Origin of the sequence: Atlantibacter sp. (genome assembly GCF_032062175.1) — a bacterium.
GTDB lineage: Bacteria > Pseudomonadota > Gammaproteobacteria > Enterobacterales > Enterobacteriaceae > Atlantibacter.
The window spans coordinates 24,656-46,457 of the sequence record NZ_DAMBQK010000029.1 but is presented as its reverse complement, the minus strand read 5'-3'; the positions used below and the strand labels follow the sequence as shown (position 1 = coordinate 46,457).

General features: G+C 53.0%; 27 protein-coding genes, 1 pseudogene and 1 other annotated feature. Of the genes and pseudogenes, 14 read left to right on the top strand and 14 right to left on the bottom strand.

Going from position 1 to position 21,802, the window contains the following annotated elements; genetic code table 11:
* Positions 1 to 45 precede the first annotated feature (45 nt).
* Positions 46 to 171, top strand: a sequence feature (Phe leader region).
* Both pheL and pheA read left to right on the top strand, forming a co-directional pair.
* Complete coding sequence (gene pheL / locus RT120_RS19655; protein WP_125294913.1) at positions 47 to 94, top strand: pheA operon leader peptide PheL; 48 nt, start codon at positions 47 to 49, stop codon at positions 92 to 94. Its footprint overlaps the feature before it by 48 nt.
* A 21-nt stretch (positions 172 to 192) precedes the next feature.
* Positions 193 to 1,353, top strand: coding sequence for a bifunctional chorismate mutase/prephenate dehydratase (pheA, locus tag RT120_RS19650; RefSeq protein ID WP_312985267.1), 1,161 nt, complete (start codon positions 193 to 195; stop codon positions 1,351 to 1,353).
* 38 nt (positions 1,354 to 1,391) lie between these two features.
* Here the strand turns inward: pheA and tyrA are convergent, their stop codons facing one another.
* Both tyrA and aroF read right to left on the bottom strand, forming a co-directional pair.
* Positions 1,392 to 2,513, bottom strand: a complete 1,122-nt coding sequence (gene tyrA, locus RT120_RS19645) for a bifunctional chorismate mutase/prephenate dehydrogenase (RefSeq protein WP_312985266.1) — start codon at positions 2,511 to 2,513, stop codon at positions 1,392 to 1,394.
* Positions 2,514 to 2,522: 9 nt separating this feature from the next.
* Positions 2,523 to 3,593, bottom strand: a complete 1,071-nt coding sequence (gene aroF, locus RT120_RS19640; RefSeq protein ID WP_312985264.1) for a 3-deoxy-7-phosphoheptulonate synthase AroF — start codon at positions 3,591 to 3,593, stop codon at positions 2,523 to 2,525.
* Between the two features lie 220 nt (positions 3,594 to 3,813).
* Between aroF and RT120_RS19635 the strand changes: the two genes are divergently transcribed.
* The 4 genes from RT120_RS19635 (at position 3,814) to RT120_RS19620 (ending at position 6,657) form a co-directional block, all read left to right on the top strand.
* On the top strand, positions 3,814 to 4,245 hold the full coding sequence (locus tag RT120_RS19635; RefSeq protein WP_312985263.1) for a DUF2799 domain-containing protein: 432 nt from the start codon (positions 3,814 to 3,816) through the stop codon (positions 4,243 to 4,245).
* A 173-nt stretch (positions 4,246 to 4,418) separates the two neighbouring features.
* Entirely contained in the window at positions 4,419 to 4,943 is a 525-nt protein-coding gene (locus tag RT120_RS19630; RefSeq protein ID WP_312985262.1) for a YfiR family protein, read from the top strand.
* On the top strand, positions 4,936 to 6,156 hold the full coding sequence (dgcN, locus tag RT120_RS19625) for a diguanylate cyclase DgcN (RefSeq protein ID WP_312985260.1): 1,221 nt from the start codon (positions 4,936 to 4,938) through the stop codon (positions 6,154 to 6,156). Before RT120_RS19630 ends, dgcN begins: the two co-directional genes overlap by 8 nt.
* An 18-nt stretch (positions 6,157 to 6,174) precedes the next feature.
* Complete coding sequence (locus tag RT120_RS19620; RefSeq protein ID WP_312985258.1) at positions 6,175 to 6,657, top strand: OmpA family protein; 483 nt, start codon at positions 6,175 to 6,177, stop codon at positions 6,655 to 6,657.
* A gap of 3 nt (positions 6,658 to 6,660) precedes the next feature.
* Here RT120_RS19620 and RT120_RS19615 read toward each other — a convergent pair whose 3' ends face one another.
* From RT120_RS19615 to RT120_RS19605, 3 genes are all read right to left on the bottom strand, one after another.
* Positions 6,661 to 8,040: a PepSY-associated TM helix domain-containing protein gene (locus RT120_RS19615; protein WP_312985257.1), complete on the bottom strand. Its 1,380-nt coding sequence runs from the start codon at positions 8,038 to 8,040 to the stop codon at positions 6,661 to 6,663.
* Positions 8,041 to 8,100: 60 nt separating this feature from the next.
* On the bottom strand, positions 8,101 to 8,520 hold the full coding sequence (locus tag RT120_RS19610; RefSeq protein ID WP_312985256.1) for a DUF2946 domain-containing protein: 420 nt from the start codon (positions 8,518 to 8,520) through the stop codon (positions 8,101 to 8,103).
* A gap of 152 nt (positions 8,521 to 8,672) precedes the next feature.
* Positions 8,673 to 8,855, bottom strand: coding sequence for a hypothetical protein (locus tag RT120_RS19605; protein ID WP_312985254.1), 183 nt, complete (start codon positions 8,853 to 8,855; stop codon positions 8,673 to 8,675).
* Between the two features lie 148 nt (positions 8,856 to 9,003).
* Between RT120_RS19605 and RT120_RS19600 the strand changes: the two genes are divergently transcribed.
* Entirely contained in the window at positions 9,004 to 9,306 is a 303-nt protein-coding gene (locus tag RT120_RS19600) for a hypothetical protein (protein WP_312985252.1), read from the top strand.
* A 79-nt stretch (positions 9,307 to 9,385) separates the two neighbouring features.
* Here the strand turns inward: RT120_RS19600 and rplS are convergent, their stop codons facing one another.
* From rplS to ffh, 5 genes are all read right to left on the bottom strand, one after another.
* Positions 9,386 to 9,733 carry a 50S ribosomal protein L19 gene (gene rplS, locus RT120_RS19595; protein ID WP_002437770.1) on the bottom strand — a complete coding sequence of 116 codons (348 nt, stop codon included), beginning with the start codon at positions 9,731 to 9,733 and terminating at the stop codon, positions 9,386 to 9,388.
* A gap of 115 nt (positions 9,734 to 9,848) precedes the next feature.
* On the bottom strand, positions 9,849 to 10,667 hold the full coding sequence (trmD, locus tag RT120_RS19590; protein WP_312985250.1) for a tRNA (guanosine(37)-N1)-methyltransferase TrmD: 819 nt from the start codon (positions 10,665 to 10,667) through the stop codon (positions 9,849 to 9,851).
* A gap of 30 nt (positions 10,668 to 10,697) precedes the next feature.
* Positions 10,698 to 11,246: a ribosome maturation factor RimM gene (gene rimM, locus RT120_RS19585; protein WP_312985249.1), complete on the bottom strand. Its 549-nt coding sequence runs from the start codon at positions 11,244 to 11,246 to the stop codon at positions 10,698 to 10,700.
* A gap of 18 nt (positions 11,247 to 11,264) precedes the next feature.
* Positions 11,265 to 11,513, bottom strand: coding sequence for a 30S ribosomal protein S16 (gene rpsP, locus RT120_RS19580; RefSeq protein ID WP_002437767.1), 249 nt, complete (start codon positions 11,511 to 11,513; stop codon positions 11,265 to 11,267).
* Between the two features lie 264 nt (positions 11,514 to 11,777).
* Complete coding sequence (ffh, locus tag RT120_RS19575) at positions 11,778 to 13,139, bottom strand: signal recognition particle protein (RefSeq protein WP_312985247.1); 1,362 nt, start codon at positions 13,137 to 13,139, stop codon at positions 11,778 to 11,780.
* A gap of 168 nt (positions 13,140 to 13,307) precedes the next feature.
* Here ffh and RT120_RS19570 point away from each other — a divergent pair, with 168 nt between their 5' ends.
* Together RT120_RS19570 and RT120_RS19565 are read left to right on the top strand one after the other, a co-directional pair.
* Positions 13,308 to 14,099, top strand: coding sequence for an inner membrane protein YpjD (locus tag RT120_RS19570; RefSeq protein ID WP_125294814.1), 792 nt, complete (start codon positions 13,308 to 13,310; stop codon positions 14,097 to 14,099).
* Positions 14,100 to 14,112: 13 nt separating this feature from the next.
* Positions 14,113 to 15,399: an HlyC/CorC family transporter gene (locus RT120_RS19565; RefSeq protein ID WP_312985281.1), complete on the top strand. Its 1,287-nt coding sequence runs from the start codon at positions 14,113 to 14,115 to the stop codon at positions 15,397 to 15,399.
* Positions 15,400 to 15,446: 47 nt separating this feature from the next.
* Here the strand turns inward: RT120_RS19565 and RT120_RS19560 are convergent.
* Positions 15,447 to 15,868 (bottom strand): annotated as a pseudogene (locus tag RT120_RS19560) (transposase domain-containing protein); the annotation flags it as partial.
* A gap of 115 nt (positions 15,869 to 15,983) precedes the next feature.
* The gene (gene grpE / locus RT120_RS19555; RefSeq protein ID WP_312985245.1) at positions 15,984 to 16,574 is read right to left on the bottom strand and encodes a nucleotide exchange factor GrpE; all 591 of its coding nucleotides are present in this window, start codon (positions 16,572 to 16,574) and stop codon (positions 15,984 to 15,986) included.
* A 120-nt stretch (positions 16,575 to 16,694) separates the two neighbouring features.
* On the opposite strand from grpE, the gene nadK reads away from it, so the two are divergent.
* The 4 genes from nadK to RT120_RS19535 all read left to right on the top strand — a co-directional run bounded on the left by nadK (position 16,695) and on the right by RT120_RS19535 (position 20,430).
* Positions 16,695 to 17,573, top strand: coding sequence for an NAD(+) kinase (gene nadK / locus RT120_RS19550; protein WP_125294817.1), 879 nt, complete (start codon positions 16,695 to 16,697; stop codon positions 17,571 to 17,573).
* Between the two features lie 85 nt (positions 17,574 to 17,658).
* Positions 17,659 to 19,320: a DNA repair protein RecN gene (gene recN, locus RT120_RS19545; protein ID WP_312985243.1), complete on the top strand. Its 1,662-nt coding sequence runs from the start codon at positions 17,659 to 17,661 to the stop codon at positions 19,318 to 19,320.
* Between the two features lie 219 nt (positions 19,321 to 19,539).
* Positions 19,540 to 19,878, top strand: a complete 339-nt coding sequence (bamE, locus tag RT120_RS19540; RefSeq protein WP_312985279.1) for an outer membrane protein assembly factor BamE — start codon at positions 19,540 to 19,542, stop codon at positions 19,876 to 19,878.
* A gap of 48 nt (positions 19,879 to 19,926) precedes the next feature.
* Positions 19,927 to 20,430, top strand: coding sequence for a ClbS/DfsB family four-helix bundle protein (locus RT120_RS19535; protein WP_312985242.1), 504 nt, complete (start codon positions 19,927 to 19,929; stop codon positions 20,428 to 20,430).
* A 5-nt stretch (positions 20,431 to 20,435) separates the two neighbouring features.
* On the opposite strand, the gene RT120_RS19530 is transcribed toward RT120_RS19535, so the two are convergent.
* Both RT120_RS19530 and RT120_RS19525 read right to left on the bottom strand, forming a co-directional pair.
* Entirely contained in the window at positions 20,436 to 20,726 is a 291-nt protein-coding gene (locus RT120_RS19530; RefSeq protein ID WP_144130593.1) for an RnfH family protein, read from the bottom strand.
* Positions 20,716 to 21,153, bottom strand: coding sequence for a type II toxin-antitoxin system RatA family toxin (locus tag RT120_RS19525; RefSeq protein WP_203124251.1), 438 nt, complete (start codon positions 21,151 to 21,153; stop codon positions 20,716 to 20,718). Before RT120_RS19525 ends, RT120_RS19530 begins: the two co-directional genes overlap by 11 nt.
* 142 nt (positions 21,154 to 21,295) lie before the next feature.
* Between RT120_RS19525 and smpB the strand changes: the two genes are divergently transcribed.
* Positions 21,296 to 21,778, top strand: a complete 483-nt coding sequence (gene smpB / locus RT120_RS19520; RefSeq protein ID WP_312985240.1) for an SsrA-binding protein SmpB — start codon at positions 21,296 to 21,298, stop codon at positions 21,776 to 21,778.
* Positions 21,779 to 21,802: the final 24 nt, after the last annotated feature.

Here is a 21,802-nt window from a genome sequence, read left to right as displayed (position 1 = left end):
AAAACACTACGGGTAGTGTAATCCCTACATTTTCAAGGAACATGTTATGAAACAACTGCCGTTCTTCTTCGCATTCTTTTTTACCTTCCCCTGAACGGGAGGCTTTTCGTCATGTGATAAAGAATGCGAAGACGAACAAACAGGCCTCCCACATCGGGGGGCCTTTTTTATGACAATAAAAAAGGTAGCGTTATGACAGCGGAAAACCCTTTACTGGCTCTGCGGGATAAAATCAGTGCGTTGGATGAGAAGTTACTGGCACTATTAGCCGAGCGTCGTACCCTGGCGGTGGAAGTCGGCAAAGCCAAGCTCGCCACGCATCGCCCGGTGCGGGATATCGACCGCGAACGCGATCTGCTGGATAAGCTGATTACGCTGGGCAAAGCCCATCATCTTGATGCGCACTACATCACTCGCCTGTTTCAACTGATTATCGAAGATTCCGTGTTAACCCAGCAGGCGCTACTCCAGCAGCATCTGAATCAAACCAATCCGCACTCGGCGCGCGTGGCGTTTCTTGGCCCGAAAGGCTCTTACTCGCACCTGGCGGCGCGTCAGTATGCCGTTCGCCATTTTGAGCAGTTTATTGAAAGCGGTTGCGCAAAATTCCATGAAATTTTTAACCAAGTGGAAACCGGCCAGGCGGATTACGCAGTGGTACCACTTGAGAACACCAGTTCCGGCGCGATTAACGACGTTTACGACCTGCTCCAGCACACCAGCTTGTCTATTGTCGGTGAATTAACGATTCCTATCGATCACTGCGTACTGGTATCAGGCTCTACCGACCTTGAAAACATCGAAACCATTTACAGCCATCCGCAGCCTTTCCAGCAGTGCAGCCAGTTCCTGAACCGCTACCCGCACTGGAAAATTGAGTATTGCGAAAGCACGTCCGCCGCGATGGAAAAAGTGGCCCAGATGAAAACGCCGAAAGTGGCGGCATTAGGAAGCGAAGCTGGCGGCGCGTTGTATGGTTTGCAGGTACTGGAGCGCAATCTGGCAAACCAGACGCAAAACATCACCCGATTTGTCGTGCTGGCGCGTAAAGCAATTCATGTTTCCGATCAGGTACCGGCGAAAACCACCTTACTGATGGCCACAGGCCAGCAGGCTGGCGCCCTGGTGGAAGCATTACTGGTACTGCGTAATCACAATCTGATTATGACTCGCCTGGAATCACGACCGATTAACGGCAATCCGTGGGAAGAGATGTTCTACCTCGATGTGCAGGCCAATGTTCAACAAGAGGAAATGCAGCAGGCGCTGCGCGAACTTACTGAAATTACCCGTTCCATGAAAGTGCTGGGCTGCTATCCCAGTGAAAACGTGGTGCCGGTCGATCCGGCGTAACCCATAAAAAAGCCAGCGAGTTCGCTGGCTTTTTTAGTTCACTGGCGGCTGTCGTTCGCCTGGCGCAGCAGAGTACGGCTTTCGCTTTGAAAGCGTTGTGCATAATCGCCAAACCAGTGTTCAACTTTGCGGAAGCTGTCGATAAACGCCTGCTTATCGCCCTGCTCCAGTAAGCCAATTGCCTCGCCAAAGCGCTGGTAGTAACGCTTAATCAGCGCCAGATTATCTTCCGATGACATAATGATATCCGCATAAAGCTGCGGGTCCTGAGCGAACAGCCGCCCGACCATCGCCAGTTCCAGCCGATAAATGGGCGATGACAGCGCCAGCAGTTTTTCCAGCTGTACGTTCTCTTCAGCCAGATGCAGACCGTAGGCAAAGGTCGCGAAGTGACGCAGCGCCTGGATGAACGCCATATTCTGGTCATGTTCAACAGCGCTACTGCGATGCAGTCGCGCACCCCATACCTGAATCTGCTCCAGAAACCACTGGTACGCTTCCGGCTGACGCCCGTCACAGTAGACCACCACCTGTTTTGCCAGGCTGCCGCTGTCCGGGCCAAACATCGGGTGTAAGCCCAGCACCGGCCCACGATGGGCATTCAGCATTGCCTGTAACGGACCATTCTTCACTGACGCGAGATCGACGAGAATACAGTCATCCGGCAGACGCGGCAGTTTGGCGATAACCTGCTCGGTCACGTGGATTGGTACGCTGACGATCACCATCCCGGCGTCGGCAACGAGCGCCTCCGCCTGTGGCCAGTCGTACTGTTCAAGGATACGCACCTGGTAGCCAGACAGTTGCAGCATCTTTTCAAACAGACGTCCCATCTGCCCTGCTCCGCCGACGATCACCACCGGGCGCAACGCCGGATGCAGCGTTTTGAAGCCTTTGTCATTTTCATGGGCATAGGATTCACGCATCACCCGGCGCAGCACATCCTCAATCAGATCCGGCGAGACACCAAGCTGTTCGGCTTCCTGACGACGCGACGCCAGCATCGACGCCTCACGCTCTGGCACGTAGACCGGTAGGCCATAGCGGCTCTTGACTTCGCCGACTTCAGATACCAGTTCCAGACGGCGTGCCAGCAATCCCAGCAGCGCCTTATCCACTTCATCGATTTGATCGCGCAGTGCGGTCAATTCTGCAACCATAATCACCTCTTAAGCGAAACGCGCCGCGAGCGTACCGTTCAAATCGTTGTGGATTTCCTGCAATAGCGCGTCGGTGGTTTCCCAGTTGATACAGGCATCGGTCACGGAGACGCCGTATTTCATCTCACTGCGCGATTGCTCGGAGGACTGATTGCCTTCGAATAAATGGCTTTCAATCATTAGTCCGATAATCGAACGGTTGCCATCTTTAATCTGCGCGACGACCGATTCGGCGACGCCCGGCTGGCGGCGGTAGTCTTTGTTTGAATTACCATGGCTGCAATCTATCATCAGCGCCGGACGCAGTCCCGCCTGTTCCATCTCTTTTTCACATTGCGCTACATCCGCCGGGCTGTAGTTCGGCGCTTTGCCGCCGCGCAAAATCACGTGGCCATCCGGGTTACCCTGGGTCTGCAACAGACAAACCTGGCCCGCCTGGTTGATGCCGACAAAACGGTGAGACTGCTCAGCGGCGCGCATTGCATTAATTGCCGTCGCCAGGCTGCCATCGGTGCCGTTTTTAAAGCCCACCGGCATGGAAAGACCTGAAGCCATTTCACGGTGGGTTTGCGATTCGGTGGTACGCGCGCCGATCGCGGACCAGCTAAACAGATCGCCCAGGTACTGTGGACTGTTGGGATCGAGCGCCTCGGTCGCCAGCGGCAATCCCATATTAACCAGCTCTACCAGCAGGCTACGGGCGATTTTCAGCCCCGCTTCCACATCAAACGAGCCATCCATATGAGGATCGTTAATCAACCCTTTCCAGCCAACGGTGGTGCGGGGTTTTTCAAAATAGACGCGCATAACCAGATAAAGCGTATCGCTGACTTGTTCGGCAAGGGTTTTGAACCGACGAGCATATTCAATAGCCGCTTCGGGATCGTGGATCGAGCAAGGTCCACACACCACCAGCAAACGCGGATCGCGCCCGGCAATAATATTGGCAATCGTCTCGCGGGATTGTGCGATTTGCGCTTCCTGTTCCAGCGTCAGCGGGAATTCAGCTTTCAGTTGTTCCGGAGTAATCAGTACCTGTTCATCAGCGATATGAACGTTATTCAGCGCGTCTTTTTGCATGATTGCGACCCTTAAATTTGCTCGTTTGCGATAGTCTTTACCTCACTGAGGTAAACAGTACCTTATCATAAGCGGTAAAGATTTCAATCCACATTCCGTAAATTTATCGTTACAAATATAAATAACTGGCATTTTAAAGCGCCTTAATCCCGCCATATCTGTAATTAAATATTTACACATTGAATAATTAATCATCACAACATAAAAAAATAATCAGCTCATGCGCTTTTTGCGCTACGTTTTGCATAAGCGAAAAACCCATCTCAAGGATGCAGTAATGCGTCAGACAATAGTGATTCTCGGCATTTTGCTCTCCACCGGTTGCCAGATTGATCCCTACACCCATGCGCCAATCTGGAGTGAACGGAACTGGTATGAAATTGGCGTTGATGACGCGATGTCTGGTGGCCTGGCGAAAGATCAACCGCGGCTTGCCCTGGAATATGACGACGCGCAGATTGATGTAACCGCTTATAAGAAGGGTTATCTACGTGGTCAGCAACGTTTTTGCCAGGATGACTTTTTGTATGTTTGGGGATTGAGCGGCAGAAATTTTCCGGCGGCCTGCGAAAACCTTGAACAAACACCGCAATTACGCGCCCGCTGGAAAGAAGGTGATACAGGCGCTAGCGAAGATTCAATTTTAAATTGAATAGCTTAAAAATTTACTCACTGGTTTTTCCCTCTCAGCTATTGTGACGCGCCATTAAATGTAATCTGCCTTATCGCGTGTAGCTAATGACGAACCCAACGGTAGATGTTATTATCCCAGGATATATCCTGTAACAAGTATTCTGCGTCACCATTCTTGCTGGAACCCACAACATGCCTGTGCTGCACTTCCGAGCGTTTTGTTTTGTATTGATTATGGTGGCAATACCTTCGATAGCAGAACTGCCTTCACCTTCTGCAAATAATGATGAAGCCGTACAACGCATTGTTTCCGGTATTATTAGTTACACGCGGTGGCCCATGCTTTCTGCGCCTCCGCGTATATGCATTTTTAGCTCTTCCCGGCTGGCGCAATTAGTTAATGACAATATTACACCATCATCTTATACAGCGGTGATTGTCGAAAATAGCGAAGAGGCATTAACGTCACGGTGTGACGGCCTTTATTTTGGTAAAGAACGGCCTGAAGAACAGGCGAAATTAATCGAGGCCTATCAGCCACGCCCTTTATTATTAATTGCTGAGCAAAATACACAGTGCCTGATCGGCAGTTCGTTTTGCCTGAATATTAATGTCACACCGGTTAAATTCGCGGTAAATCTTGATTCATTGTCCCGTAGCGGTGTTCGGGTCAATCCAGACGTATTAATGCTCGCACGGAATAATAATCATGACTAAGGATCTCAACTCCATGCCACGGCCAACGTTCAAAAGAACGTTGCGACGCATCAGCATGATAAGCGTAGTGATTACCATGATTATTGCCTGGCTGCTGCTTTCCGTCTCATCCATGCTGACTCTGAAGCAATATGCCCAGAATAACCTCCGTTTACTGAGCGTTTCCATCAGCCATACGCTTGAGGCGGCTATGGTGTTTCGTGATGGCCCCGCAGCTTATGACACGCTCGCCGCCCTTGGCGAACAGGGACAATTCGCCAGCGCGCAGGCGGTAGACCGCAACGGGGAAATCATTGCTGACTGGTCGGGTACGGCAGATAACGACCGTGATGTAATGGGCGGCCTGGTCAGTAAATGGGTATTCCCGACGCCGGTTGTCCAACAAATTCATCACAATGGCAACGTGCTGGGCGAAATTCGCCTGACCGCCATGGATAATATTATTACCCATTTTGTCTGGACCTCGCTCGGCGTACTGACCGCCTGTCTTATCCTCGCCTCATTTATTTCTTTATCAATTACGCGGTATTTGCATAAGGGCATGGTTAACGCCCTTAACAATATTACTGAGGTCGCCCATGACGTGCAGACCAACCGTAATTTTTCCAGACGCGTATCCGCAGAGCGGATAGAGGAGTTCCATCGTTTCGGGCAGGACTTTAATACGCTACTGGACGAAATGGAAACCTGGCAGACGCAATTGCAGCGTAAGAATGCTTCGTTGCTGATTAGCGCCACTCACGACCCGCTGACTGGCCTTGCCAATCGCACCGCGTTTCGCCAGGCCGTTGAAAGCATGATGAATGACAGAAGCCGTAAAATTGATGCTGCGCTGCTGTTTATGGATGGTGACAACTTTAAATCCATCAATGACACCTGGGGCCATGCCGCAGGTGACCGTGTACTGATTGAGGCTGCCCAGCGTTTACGTAACTTCGCAGGCGATACGCACTGCGCCTATCGTCTGGGCGGCGATGAATTCGCCATTTTGCTGACCGACGTTCACTCCACTGATGAATTACTGGGGTGCATTAACCATTTGCGCCAGGTGCTATTGCCGCCAATTCTGTTGAACAATGGCGAAACGACCGTGTTGTCGATGAGCATCGGCTACGCGCTGGCGAAGTGTACGGCGACGCCAGAATCCCTGATGGAGATCGCCGACAAGAATATGTATCACGACAAAAGTAAGCGCCGCCTGGCGTTTGGATAACCACAAAGGAAGGTCATTATGTTGCCCCGCTTTTTCGCTCCTGCCGTTCTCGCTGCATTCCTGTTAACCGGCTGCCAGACGCCACAGGGAAAATTCACCCCTGAGCAGGTCGCTGCCATGCAGTCTTACGGCTTTAGCGAAAGTAACGGTGACTGGTCGCTGGGCTTATCAGATACCATTCTGTTCGATAAAAACCAGTATCAACTGCGTCCTGAAAGCTATCGTCAGATTGAAACCATGGCGGCGAAGCTTTCCTCCCATGGTTTGAAACACGCCCGCATGGACGGCCACACCGATAATTATGGCGAAGACAGCTATAACGAAGCGCTTTCCCTTAAACGGGCTAATATCGTGGCCGATGCGTGGGCAAAAGGTGCAGGGGTGCCGCGCAGCAATTTAACGACCCAGGGTTTGGGCAAGAAATACCCTGTTGCCAGCAATAAAACGGGTGAAGGACGTGCCGAAAACCGCCGCGTCGCGGTGGTCATCAGCACGCCCTGAATCTTAGTTGACGGCGGGTGTGGTTGCCTGACGGCGTTGCGCCCGCTTCCAGCGTAAGACATCAATCAGCAAAAACAGCAGGACGCTGAAGCCCATCACCGGCATGGCGTAGCCTAACGCGGCGGTAACGATCAGTGCGCTGATTCGCCCGACCATAGAGAGTTGCAGCCAGGCTTCGCACAGCGTTTGGGCAGGATTGCGGGATGCCACAGCAGGGCGCCGCAACCACCACTGGCGGTAACCCATAACAATCAGCACGCACAGCGCGGTGCCAAAGCCCACCAGCGCCAGCTGGTTAAGCAGCCCGAACAGCACGCCCATATGAAAATCCACACCCCAGCGGGTGAGCTTCGCCATTAACGGGAACTGGTTGAAGTCGGTCCTGTCGATCACCTGCATGGTTTCGCCATTTATCGCCACCGCGTCAACCTGCGTCGGCCAGCGGCGATCGATTTCTGTGACCGTCCAGGCCTGATTACTGTTACGCGGCGGCCGTATTTCCAGCAGGGTGGCCTGGATACCATTTTGCTGCGCAAGACCCATAACACGATCGAAATCAGCGCTATCAATCTCCTGTGTCGCCATCGCGCCATGGTGGCGCCCATGATGCTCGGCGTGAGGATCGGCCGCAGCCGCCTTGCCAGATATCACCGTGTTAACCTGCGGAGTCATCCACCCTAACGCGGCTCGCAACCTATCGACGTTGCCCCCCGCGTACTGCGACCAGGTTAACCCCGTTGCGGAGAAAAGCAGTAACCCTGCCAGCAAAACCAGGCCCAGCGTAATATGTAGCTGTCTTGCTGCCATAAACCGGCTGCGTTTTACTGGCTTACGCTTGCGCGCGGGCCTTGTCACCCACCACAGGACAATGCCGCCCAGCGCCGCAATCCACATCCATGACGCCGCCAGCTCGCTGTATATGCGCCCGACATCCCCTAGCAGTAGCGAGCGGTGCAAGTAATCGATACTCTGGCGCAGCGGGAGTATTCCGCTGGTGCCGTAAACGGTCAAATCGCCCGTTACCGCGAGCGTGACCGGATCGATAAATATCGCCCGATGCTCCGATACGCCCAACGACGGATCGCTGAACATCACCCGTGTGGTTTGGCCTGCTTCCAGCGCTGGCCTTACCGCATGTAAACGCAACGCGTGATGAGTCAACTGCTCCGTGACGTCAACCTGGCGAGCAATCGGCTGCGGCTCCCCTTCCCGGCTGCCGTTGAGTACCGATGAGTAAACGATGTTTTCCAGTTGAGGGGTCGCCACATATAACGTGCCCGACAGCGCGGCCACAAAAATAAACGGGCCGACAAATAATCCGATGGCGAAATGAAGCCGGCGCAATAGCGTGATCCACGCCTGGCGTTGAGTGCAGGTTGTCATACTTTTCCTTTTTATAAAGTACGGGTAGTCCCTCCGTTGGAGAGACGAAGTAGTTAAGGATTAAAAGGTAAAAGCAGACGCGACCGGCGGCGCACGGGGTACAGGCCGAAGCCAGATGAGGGAATGATAGACAATAACGACGGGGGGATAATTTACCCGCCCAATGTGACTTAACAGCGCATAGACCAGCGCCAGGGCAAGCAATAATATCCCCGGCACATGGCTTAACAGGACGCAATAGCCGCAGGCTTCTGCGTGATCGACCATTGTCAGTCCTGGCGAATGAGCGTGATCCGCCATGCCGCTATGCATGGACATATCGTGATGATGTTGGGAATGGGATGGCGGAGCGGCGTCAGTAATCCGGGTGTTATGGAGAGATATCGAAATCAGCGGCGCGACAACGATCAACAGCATGGCAAACAGCGCTGCCCATGCCGCTCGTTTCGTGTTGTGTGATTGCGCTAAACCGATCGTCACATCCCCTCCAGAAGAGAGGACATTGTAAATGATTTGCATCCAGAAGGTTAATGAAAACGTTCCTTCAAAACTTAAAAGCTGCTTTTAGAAAGCAGCTTTTTTACATTACGGTTTTATTACGCGGTTTAAATTTGCTTAAAGCAAAGCAGCCCTTAACGACAAACCTTTTTTGAACGGCTGATGCTGCCATCATTACAGACAAACTTACCGTCAGCAGTACAGTGCGAGACGCCGCCTTTTGATTTAGAACAGGGGTAGTTAGCCGCATTACTGAATGATGAGGTAGCCAATAAAGCTAAAAAAAGAGGGAGGAGAGTGAATGCCCGAACTTTCATCAATAGCGTTCCTTGTTAAAGTTATCCAACCAGAGCTGGCCAATTAACGCTTTTACTATTGCTCTTTATCAAAAAGCGTTCATGGCTCATTAACTCCATTTTTCATCGCATCCGCATAATGCTTCACTAACTCCGCAGTTTCCTTGCTGTGCCGCACAAACTCGCCAAGCGTATAAAGCCCATTCCTGCTGAGATCACCCCCTACCAGCAGACAGCCAGGCACAAAATAGATTTGTCCGGCCTGAAAGAGTTCGCAGGTAATATTTTTCAAACAGCGTTCATTTCTGGTAATAAATGCTCGTACCTACTCCTAAGATATTTTGTTCTGGGAAATAAACAAATTGCCATTCCAGTCGGTGCTGACGATGGTCAGATTCATCAAAAAAGTATTCGCGAGAACACGCTGTTTTTTGACTTTGCAGGCATAGTAGCCAATAAATACGATGAATAACCCGTAAAAAAACAAGGGGCTGGCATAACGCCAACCCCTTGTATTTGCACTAACTTATTGGATGTCGCTTAAGCGAATCTTAGTTCAGGCGCTCTTTAATACGAGCTGCCTTACCAGTACGCTCACGCAGGTAGTACAGTTTAGCTTTGCGAACGGCACCACGACGTTTAACAGCGATGCTGTCAACAACCGGTGAGTGAGTCTGGAATACACGCTCAACACCTTCGCCGTTGGAAATTTTACGAACAGTGAATGCAGAGTGCAGACCGCGGTTACGGATAGCGATAACCACGCCCTCAAATGCCTGCAGACGTTTTTTGGAACCTTCAACAACCCATACTTTCACTTCCACGGTGTCACCCGGACGGAAGGAAGGTACGTCCTGCTTCATCTGCTCTTGTTCAATTTGCTTGATAATGTTGCTCATAATTTAATCTCTTATCCTGGGTAAACTGATGTATCGGGGGCTTACGCCATCCCATCATGTTTATACACTTCGCCCTTCAGGTTGCCTCTTCGTTGGCTACCTTCATTCACCTCGGTTACTTACCTGAGTAAGTTCCTGAGGATTCATTCAGTTGCCGCTTCGATGCATCCTGAACGCTCTCGTGTATATGTTGCTGTTGCGCGTGTTCACTTTTGAACTCCGCCAGCAACCTTGCTTGCTCTTCAGTCAGAGCCAGGTTTTCCAAAAGTTCAGGTCTTCTAAGCCAGGTTCGACCCAGTTGCTGCTTCAAACGCCAGCGACGGATTTCAGCGTGGTTACCCGACAGCAATACTGCCGGTACGTCCATCCCTTCCAGTACTTCAGGACGGGTGTAGTGTGGGCAATCCAGCAACCCGTCAGCAAATGAATCTTCAATTGCTGATGCTTCGTGACCCAGCACCCCCGGAATAAACCGGGCGACCGAGTCAATCAGCGTCATTGCTGGTAACTCACCACCGCTGAGAACGTAATCGCCGATTGACCATTCTTCGTCAATTTCGGTTTGGATCACGCGCTCATCAATCCCTTCGTAACGGCCACAAACCAGAATTAACTTCTCGTTTGTCGCTAACTCACTGACGCCTTCTTGATCAAGCTTGCGTCCCTGAGGTGAAAGGTAGACTACCTTCGCGCCTTCGCCCGCCGCAGCTTTTGCGGCATGAATAGCATCCCGTAAGGGCTGCACCATCATTAACATCCCCGGTCCGCCGCCGTAAGGACGATCGTCCACGGTACGGTGCCGGTCATGAGTGAAATCACGCGGACTCCAGCTCTGGATGCTCAGCAGGCCATTTTTTACTGCCCGGCCAGTTACCCCGTAATCGGTAATTGCGCGGAACATCTCAGGAAACAGGCTAATTATGCCAATCCACATAGCGCCGTCTTTTACCGTATTCAGAAGTATTTAAAAACCAGGATCCCAATCTACTTCAATGGTTTGAGTAGCGAGATCGACTTTCTTGATAACCTGCCCATCGAGGAACGGAACCAACCGCTCCTTGATGCCGAACGCATCTTTCAGGTTTGCTTTGATGACGAGAACGTCATTCGACCCGGTTTCCATCATGTCAATGACTTTACCGAGCTGATATCCCTGTGTGGTCACTACCTGGCAACCGATAAGGTCTTTCCAGTAGTAGGTACCGTCTTCGAGACTGGGCAGTTGCGTTGAATCGACCACAATTTCGCAATTGGTAAGTAGATTCGCGGCATCCCGATCGTCAACGCCTTTCAGCTTGATGATCAGATCCTGATTGTGGTGCTTCCAGCTTTCCAGCTGTACTGGCTGCCACTGACCCGCCTTCTGGATAAACCAGGGCTGATAGTCAAAAATGCTTTCAGCGTCTTCGGTGGAGGAAAACACTCTGAGCCAACCACGGATCCCGTAGCAGGAGCCCATTTTCCCGAGAACAATTGGGTTAACAGGTGCCTTTGCGGTTTCTTGCTTGCTCATCATGACCACCGTGACAGATTAAGCTGCTTTTTTTGCTGCTTTGATCAGCGCGGAAACGCGATCGGAAACGGTAGCGCCCTGGCCAACCCAGTGCTCAATGCGGTCCAGATCCAGGCGGGTGCCTTCTTCTTTTTCGCTGGCGATCGGGTTGAAGAAACCAACGCGCTCAATGAAGCGACCGTTGCGTGCATTACGGCTGTCGGTCACGACAACCTGGTAGAACGGACGCTTTTTCGCGCCGTGACGTGCTAAACGAATAGTTACCATAACATCCTCTATAGTGAATAAAACACCAGGCCCCCTCGAGGGAAGGGGCCCGGTGTCATATTAAAAGCCCGAAAATTTTACTCATTTTCAGCTAAAAAGCAATCAGCAGATGAGATTCGGTGAGATTAAACGAGCTGAAGGGCTAAAGGCCGTCGGCGGTGCGGCCAGTTTGGCGACGGCGTGCGCGCAGCCGCCGGAGCATACACGCAGTACGTGACGGTGGCGAGCACACCCCGGCGTCAAAATGGCAAACAAGCCAGGCCGTTATCTTCCCGGGAAGCCTGGCGGCATCATCCCTTTCATCCCCCGCATCATCTTCGCCATCCCGCCCTTCTTCATTTTCTTCATCATGCGCTGCATGTCGTCGAACTGTTTCAGAAGGCGGTTAACGTCCTGCACCTGCATACCGCAACCGGCAGCGATGCGGCGCTTGCGGGAGCCTTTAATGATATCGGGGTTGGCGCGCTCTTTCAGCGTCATGGAGCTGATGATGGCTTCCATACGCACCAGCACTTTGTCATCCATCTGGGACTTCACGTTATCCGGGATCTGCCCCATGCCCGGCAGCTTGCCCATCAGGCTCGCCATGCCGCCCATGTTTTTCATCTGCTTGAGCTGCTCAAGGAAGTCGTTCAGGTCGAAGCCGTCGCCTTTCTTCAGCTTATTGGCAAGTTTCTCCGCCTGAGCGCGGTCAACCTTGCTTTCGATATCTTCGATCAGCGACAGCACATCGCCCATGCCGAGAATACGCGAGGCAATACGGTCCGGGTGGAACGGCTCCAGCGCTTCGGTTTTTTCGCCGACGCCGAGGAATTTGATCGGCTTACCGGTAATGTGGCGAATAGAAAGCGCCGCACCGCCACGGGCATCGCCGTCGACTTTAGTCAGCACCACCCCAGTCAGCGGCAGCGCTTCGTTGAACGCCTTCGCGGTGTTCGCCGCATCCTGACCGGTCATGGCGTCGACCACAAACAGGGTTTCTACCGGATTAATCGCGGCATGAACCTGTTTGATCTCGTCCATCATCGCTTCATCGACGTGCAAACGACCGGCGGTATCCACCAGCAGCACATCGTAGAATTTCAGTTTGGCTTCTTTCAGCGCCGCGTTAACGATATCGACCGGCTTCTGCGCCACATCGGACGGGAAGAAATCTACGTTAACCTGCTGCGCCAGGGTTTCCAGCTGTTTGATCGCCGCCGGGCGATACACGTCAGCAGAAACCACCATCACCTTTTTCTTGTGCTTTTCGCGCAAGAATTTCCCGAGCTTACCGACGCTGGTGGTTTTACCCGCACCCTGCAGGCCCGCCATCAGCACCACCGCAGGCGGTTGCGCCGCGAGGTTCAGCGACTGGTTCTCTTCGCCCATCGCCGAAACCAGTTCGTTACGGACGATTTTGACGAATTCCTGGCCTGGGGTCAGGCTTTTATTCACTTCATGACCAACCGCTTTTTCTTTCACGCGATTGATAAATTCACGCACTACCGGCAGCGCCACGTCGGCTTCCAGCAGCGCCATGCGCACTTCGCGCAGGGTTTCTTTGATGTTGTCTTCGGTCAGGCGTCCGCGGCCGCTGATATTGCGCAGCGTACGCGACAAACGATCGGTTAAATTATCAAACATGGTCTTTTGCCTAAGAGGTCACATTAAGGCCGCCACAGCGACTCTGATTCAGAATGGGTCGGAGTATAACACGATCGGTGTATTGAGTGTGTTCCAACGGTTGGAGCCTGAGTCACGTAACGGTATACTGATCCACTTTCCTTTCTGGCGAATGAACGACACCCTTATATGCCTTTTTTCGCACTACTTGCGCTCGTCGCTTACTCCATCAGCCTGGCGCTGATTATTCCTGGCCTGCTTCGAAAGAACAGCGCATGGCGCCGTATCGCCATTATTTCCGCAGTGATTGCGCTGATAAGCCACGGCCTTGCGCTGGAAGCGCGGATATTCCCGGCAGACGGCTCCGGTCAAAACCTCAGCCTGCTTAACGTCGGCTCTCTGGTGAGCCTGCTGATTTGTACCGTAATGACGATTGTCGCCTCGCGCAATCGCGGCTGGCTGCTGCTGCCTATCGTTTACGCCTTTGCGCTAATCAATCTGGCGTTCGCCAGCTTTATGCCCAACGAATTTATCACCCATCTCGAAACCACACCGGGGATGATGGTGCATATTGGGCTGTCGCTGTTTGCCTACGCCACGCTGATCATCGCCGCACTGTATGCGCTACAGCTGGCGTGGATCGATTATCAGCTTAAGCATAAAAAGCTGGCGTTCAATAATGAAATGCCGCCGCTTATGACCATTGAGCGTAAAATGTTCCACATCACCCAGGTGGGCGTGGTGCTGCTGACACTGACACTCTGCACTGGTCTGTTCTATATGCATAACCTGTTTAGCCTGGAAAATATCGACAAAGCCGTGCTGTCGATTATCGCCTGGTTTGTGTACATCATTTTACTCTGGGGCCATTTCCATGAAGGCTGGCGCGGGCGTCGCGTCGTATGGTTTAACGTGGCGGGTGCGGCCTTATTAACGCTGGCTTACTTCGGCAGCCGCGTTATACAGGAATTCGCTGGCTAACTAAGGATCTCTCCTGGAACATATCTCAACTACCACATTAATCGTCTCCCTGATCGTAATGGTCGTGGTTTCAGCCTACTTTTCAGGCTCGGAAACCGGCATGATGACGCTTAACCGCTACCGGTTGCGTCATCTTGCCAAACAGGGCAACCGCGCCGCCCGGCGCGTTGAAAAGCTGCTGCGCAAACCTGACCGCCTGATTAGCCTGGTGCTGATCGGCAACAACCTGGTCAATATTCTCGCCTCAGCCATCGCCACCATCGTCGGCATGCGTCTGTACGGTAACGCGGGTGTGGCTATTGCTACTGGCGTGCTCACCTTCGTGGTGCTGGTGTTCGCCGAAGTGCTGCCGAAAACCATCGCCGCGCTGTATCCCGAAAAGGTCGCTTTTCCCAGTAGCGTCCTGCTTGGCCCGCTGCAAATTATAATGATGCCGCTGGTCTGGCTACTGAATACCGTCACGCGCATTCTGATGCGCATGGTCGGGATTAAAGTGGATAACGTAGTAAGCACGGCGCTGAGCAAAGACGAGCTGCGCACCATCGTGAATGAATCCCGCTCGCAGATTTCCCGGCGCAATCAGGACATGCTGCTGTCGGTGCTGGATCTTGAAAAAGTCAGCGTCAACGACATCATGGTGCCGCGCAACGACATCGTCGGCATTGATATTAATGACGACTGGAAATCTATCGTGCGCCAGCTTACGCATTCGCCCCATGGCCGCATCGTGCTGTATAGGGACTCGCTGGACGACGCCATCAGCATGTTGCGGGTGCGCGAAGCGTACCGGTTGATGACCGAGAAGCAGGAGTTCACCAAAGAAACGCTGCTGCGCGCTGCCGATGAAATTTATTTCGTGCCGGAAGGTACGCCGCTCAGCACGCAGTTGATCAAATTCCAGCGTAATAAAAAGAAAGTTGGCCTGGTGGTGGATGAGTACGGCGATATCCAGGGACTGGTGACCGTAGAAGATATTCTGGAAGAGATCGTCGGAGACTTCACCACCTCTATGTCGCCCACCCTCGCGGAAGAAGTCACGCCGCAGAATGACGGGTCGGTGATTATCGAAGGCGGCGCCAACATTCGCGAAATCAACAAAGCGTTCAACTGGCATCTGCCGGAAGAGGAAGCACGCACCATCAACGGCATGCTGTTGGAGGTGCTGGAAGAGATACCTGCGAACGGTACCCGGGTGCGCATCGCCCAGTACGATGTCGATATTCTGGATGTACAGGAAAATATGATCCGTCAGGTGCGAGTCATTCCGGTCAAACCGTTACGCCAGAGCGTAGAAGAATAAAAAAACCCGCCAGTCGGCTAACACCGTTCACTTAAGATGTTTTGAGTAGGCGTGTCAGGGGTACGAAAGAGCGTGCCATCAACGGCAAACAGGCGCAGGCCGTGCCAGAGGTCATCCTTGTCTTCCTGCTGAGTCCAGTGGCTGGCCGTCAGGGTGAAGAGTTCGCGAAGCGGTTCATCGCTGAGCCGCTGACGGGCCTGGCCAATGGAGCTGGCGGCGAGGGTCTCCCCCTCCTGAGGACGAGGTCGAGTTATGTCACGACATCCGTGATGGGACGGTCGCGGTACAGGCCCATGCCCACAATCAGCCAGACCACGAGTTCTGCGGGAAGCTTACGTTTACGGATACTGGCTTTATTCGTGGAATCAAGAACCTGAGAAATCCACTCAAGCGGGATAGCACGCTGAAAACAGGAAAGTGAAGCGGGTTCAGCCCAGGTCTGTGTATCGTCAAGCCAGGTCGAAAGCATAAAAAAGCCCCATCAGAGAATTGATGAGGCTATTGTCACTTACCCGCCGGATCGTTCAACCGATCATTTTGCTTAACCGATCGGTGTTACGCACAAGGCGGGTTTTTCATTAGGGTCAGGCTTTCGCCTTCGCCACGGTCACCATCGCGGCGCGAATAGTGCGGCCATTCAGGGTGTAGCCTTTCTGCATCACCATCAGCACATTGCCTGGCGCGACGTCTTCTGACTCCACCATAGCAATCGCCTGATGTACGTTCGGATCGAGCGGAACGCCAGTATCGGCAATCACTTCCACACCGAACTTACGCACCACATCCAGCATGGATTTCAGGGTCAGCTCGATGCCTTCAATCATGGCGCTCATATCCGGGTTGGCTTTATCCGCCACTTCCAGCGCGCGATCCAGGCTGTCGATAACCGGCAGCAGTTCGTTGACGAATTTCTCAAGCGCAAATTTATGCGCTTTTTCAACATCCTGCTCGGTGCGGCGACGCATGTTGTCGACTTCGGCTTTAGAACGTAACACCGCGTCACGCTCGCGCTGTTGAACTTCCGCTAGCTGCGCCTGCAGGTTAGCAATCTGTTCATCGCGCGGATCCACCTGTTCAGCTGTTTCTGCGGTTTCCACGTCTACCGCCTCGTGCTGTTCCGTGATGACCTCTTCCGGGGCTTGCCCGTCAGGCGTTTTCTGTTCTTTACTACTCATGAAATTCTCCGCGTTTCTTAGCATTCAACTCGCTGGTTCGCTTATTATGGGGATCAGTTTACGGGTTTCAAGGGAACCGGGCAGATTGTCGCTGGCTAAATCACAAAGGATCACCAGAAAATGAATAAACATTTCAATTGCATTGGTATTGTTGGGCATCCCCGTCACCCAACCGCGCTCACCACGCATGAAATGCTCTGGCGATGGCTTAGTGAAAAAGGCTATGAAGTCATTATTGAGCAACAAATTGCGCATGAGCTCAAGCTTAAAGGCGTCAAAACTGGCACGCTGGCAGAAATAGGTCAACAGGCCGATCTCGCCGTCGTGGTCGGAGGGGACGGCAATATGCTGGGTGCAGCGCGGGTTCTGGCGCGTTATGACATCAAAGTCATCGGCATCAACCGCGGCAATCTCGGCTTCCTTACCGATCTGGACCCGGACAACGCCCAGCAGCAGTTGGCGGACGTGCTCGAGGGGCATTACATCGCAGAAAAACGCTTTTTGCTGGAAACCCAGGTATGCCAACAGGATTGCCAGAAGCGCATCAGTACCGCCATCAACGAAGTGGTGCTGCATCCCGGCAAAGTGGCGCATATGATCGAATTTGAAGTTTATATTGACGAGAAATTCGCGTTTTCCCAGCGCTCCGACGGGTTAATTATTTCCACGCCGACCGGCTCAACCGCCTATTCGCTTTCCGCAGGTGGGCCGATCCTGACGCCATCCTTAGACGCCATTACCTTAGTGCCGATGTTCCCGCACACGCTTTCCGCGCGCCCGCTGGTGATTAACAGCAGCAGTACCATCCGGCTGCGTTTTTCGCATATGAGTAGCGATCTGGAAGTGAGCTGCGACAGCCAAATCGCCTTGCCGATTCAGGAAGGCGAAGACGTTTTGATCCGCCGCTGCGACTATCACCTAAATCTTATCCATCCTAAAGATTACAGCTATTTCAACACGCTAAGCTCTAAGCTGGGGTGGTCAAAAAAATTATTCTGAAACCGCACTCCCCTCTTTACTGTATAAGGAACCCGTATATACTGTATGCATAAACAGCAATGTTCTTTTATACAGGAAAGCGGTTATGCTGGCACAACTGACCATCAGCAATTTCGCTATTGTTCGTGAACTTGAAATCGACTTTCATGGCGGGATGACCGCCATTACGGGTGAAACCGGCGCGGGTAAATCCATAGCGATTGACGCGCTGGGCCTGTGCCTGGGCGGCCGCGCAGAAGCCGATATGGTGCGCGCAGGCGCATCGCGCGCTGATCTGTGCGCCCGTTTCTCGTTAAAAGACACGCCTGCCGCCCTGCGCTGGCTGGAAGAAAACCAGCTTGAAGACGGAAGTGAGTGCCTGCTTCGCCGCGTTATCAGCAGCGATGGGCGCTCGCGCGGCTTTATCAACGGCACCGCGGTTCCTTTGTCTCAGTTGCGCGAACTCGGTCAGTTGCTGATTCAAATCCATGGTCAGCATGCCCATCAACTGCTGCTTAAGCCTGAGCATCAACGCACGCTGCTGGACGGCTACGCCGGTGAGCATGCGCTTACTCAGCAAATGGCCCAGCACTATCGCCAGTGGCATCAAAGCTGCCGCGATCTGGCGACCCACCGGCAACAGAGCCAGGATCGCGCCGCGCGCGCCGAACTGCTGCAATATCAATTAAAAGAGCTAAATGAATTCGCCCCGCAGCCGGGCGAGTATGAGCAGATTGATGCGGAATACAAACGGCTGGCAAATAGCGGCCAGTTGCTCTCTTCCGGGCAACAGGCGCTCCAACTGATTGCCGATGGTGAAGACGCCAATATTCAAAGCCAGCTTTACTCGGCCCGCCAGCTGCTTGTTGAGCTGGTCGGCATGGATGAAAAGCTGTCCGGCGTACTGGATATGCTGGAAGAAGCGGCGATTCAGTTAACCGAAGCCGGTGATGAACTGCGCCACTACTGCGATCGCCTGGATATGGACCCGAATCGCCTGTATGAACTGGAGCAACGCCTTTCCCGCCAAATCAACCTGGCGCGTAAGCACCGTATCGCGCCAGAAGCGCTGCCCGCCTTTCATCAAAGCCTGTTGGATGAGCAAGCCCTGCTTGATGGCCAGGCCGATTCGCTGGAAGCCTTAACGGAAGCGGTGGCCGTGCATCATAAGCTGGCGCTGGAAACCGCTAAAAAACTGCATGACAGCCGCCGCGCCTACGCCAGCGAGCTGAGCCAGTTAATTACTGAAAGTATGCACTTACTTTCCATGCCGCATGGCCGCTTGAGCATTGAAGTCGTGTTTGAAGAAAACCACCTGACCGCCGATGGCGCTGACCGGATCGATTTCCGCGTTACCACCAACCCAGGCCAGCCATTACAGCCCCTGGCGAAAGTGGCATCCGGTGGCGAACTTTCCCGTATCGCGCTGGCGATTCAGGTGATCACTGCCCGTAAGATGGAAACCCCGGCGCTGATTTTCGATGAAGTGGACGTGGGCATCAGCGGCCCGACGGCAGCGATTGTCGGCAAAATGCTGCGTCAGCTTGGCGAATCCACCCAAGTCATGTGCGTTACCCATCTTCCGCAGGTGGCGGGCTGTGGGCATCAGCATTTCTTTGTCAGCAAAGAAACTGACGGCGCGATGACGGAAACCCACATGCAGCCGTTGGATAAACGCGCTCGCTTGCAGGAACTGGCGCGTTTGCTGGGCGGCAGTGAAGTGACCCGCAATACTCTGGCGAACGCCCGCGAACTGTTAGCCGCTTGATTCATTTACCGGCGGCGCGCGAGACAATGGCGCGCCGCTGGTTAAATTGTCGCCAACTGTTTCAGTGAAAATCCGTTATAACGACTTTTCACTAACTTTTTTCCACTCTCGCGGTCATAGTGAAGCGCCTAAGGTTTTAAACTGGCTGAAGGTTTATTATCATCGGCAAATTATCCATGAGCCACAAACTGCTCGGGCCCGAAAAGGAATCACATGACTATGCGCTGTAAAACGCTGACTGCTGCTGCGGCGGCCCTTCTGATGCTGACCGCTGGTTGTTCCACTCTGGAACGAGTGGTGTACCGCCCGGACATCAACCAGGGTAACTACCTGACCACCAACGACGTATCGAAAATTCGCGTCGGGATGACACAACAGCAGGTTGCGTATGCACTTGGCACCCCAATGATGAGCGACCCGTTCGGCACCAATACCTGGTTCTACGTGTTCCGTCAGCAACCGGGCCATGAAAACGTCACTCAGCAAACGCTGACCCTGACCTTTAACAGCAGCGGTGTGCTGACCAATATTGATAACAAACCCGCGCTAACCAAATAACGCGTTAAAAAGGTGCCAGATGGCGCCTTTTTTTATGGGATGAACATCGTGTCTGTACCGGAGAATAAACAGCAGTTGCTGGCGGCGATGAATAAAAACTGGGATGCGTTACAGAAAAAACTCAGCCGTGTTCCCGCCGACCAGGTTTTTATCGCGCAACTCGACGGCCACGCCAGCGGCACACAAATGAGCGTGGCGAATCTGGTGAGCTACTTAATCGGCTGGGGAGAACAGGTGCTGTACTGGCATCAGCAGGAACGCGCCGGGCAAAATATCGATTTCCCCGCAAGCGGTTATAAATGGAATGAACTCGGCAAACTGGCACAAAAATACTATGCCGATTACGCCACTCTCACCTCATGGCCCGCGTTACTTGAAAAGCACGCACAAACCCATCAAAAGCTGGTTGAACTGATAGAAAGCTATAGCGATGAGGCGCTATACGGCGTTGCCTGGTACAACAGTTGGACGCGGGGACGCATGATCCAGTTCAATACGGTGTCGCCGTATAAAAATGCCGCCACGCGATTGAACGCCATACTCAAAAAGTGATGGCGCTATTTCTTCGCTGCCTTTTCCGCACGCTGACGGCGCAACTCTTTCGGGTCGGCGATTAACGGACGGTAAATTTCCACCCGGTCACCATCGGAGAGTACGTCGGTGAGTTTTACCGGCCTGCTGTAAATACCCACCTTATTTTTCGCCAGATCGATATCGGTGCGCAGCGCCAGCAGACCCGAAGCATGAATCGCCTGCTCGACCGTAGCGCCCTCTTCCAGCGTCACGCGCCGCAGATACTGCTTTTCCGGCAGCGCGTAAGCCACTTCAACGGCGATCTTAGCTGGCACTGTAAACCTCTTTTGCCCGGGCTGAAAACGCCTGAACCATACTGCCTGCCAGCTCTTTAAACACCCGGCCAAACGCCAGTTCAATCAGCTTGCTGGTAAATTCGAAATCAAGCTGGAACTCGATGCGGCACGCTTCGGGGCTGAGCGGGGTAAATTTCCAGCCGCCCATCAGGCGCTTAAACGGCCCGTCCACCAGATGCATTAAAATGCTCTGGTTGCTGGTCAGGGTATTACGGGTGGTGAACGTTTTGCTGATCCCTGCTTTCGAGACTTCCACCGCCGCGGTCATTTGCGTCGCGGAGGATTCAAGTACCCTGCTGCCCACGCAGCCTGGTAAAAATTCGGGATAGGACTTCACATCATTCACTAATTGGTACATCTGCTCGGCGCTGTATGGTACCAGGGCAGTGCGGCTAATCTGAGGCATAGCGTTTCCTGTCGTTCTGCAACCTGCCAAGAATAGCATTTATCCTGGGTGAAACAAAAACTCTCAGGCCTAAGACGTGCTACTATAACGGCTTTCCGCCCCTCAGGATGGGGTGCCTTTTTTACGGATACTGAGTGCCATTATGACGAAGAAAAAAGCACACAAACCGGGTTCTGCCACTATCGCGCTGAATAAACGCGCCCGTCACGAATACTTCATTGAAGACGAATTTGAAGCTGGCCTCGCCCTTCAGGGCTGGGAAGTAAAATCCTTACGCGCCGGAAAGGCTAACATCGGTGATAGTTATGTGATCCTCAAAGATGGCGAAGCCTATCTGTTTGGTGCGAACTTTACGCCGCTGAACGTCGCGTCAAGCCATGTGGTCTGCGACCCGACGCGTACCCGTAAGCTGCTATTGAATCAGCGCGAACTTGATAATCTGTATGGTCGTATTAACCGCGATGGCTACACCGTGGTCGCTCTGTCGCTGTACTGGAAGAACGCCTGGTGCAAAGTCAAAATCGGCGTGGCGAAAGGTAAAAAACAGCACGACAAGCGCTCGGATGTCAAAGAGCGTGAATGGCAGGTAGATAAAGCCCGCATTATGAAAAACGCGGGCCGCTAATTTCCTGAATCCCAACCCTACGGT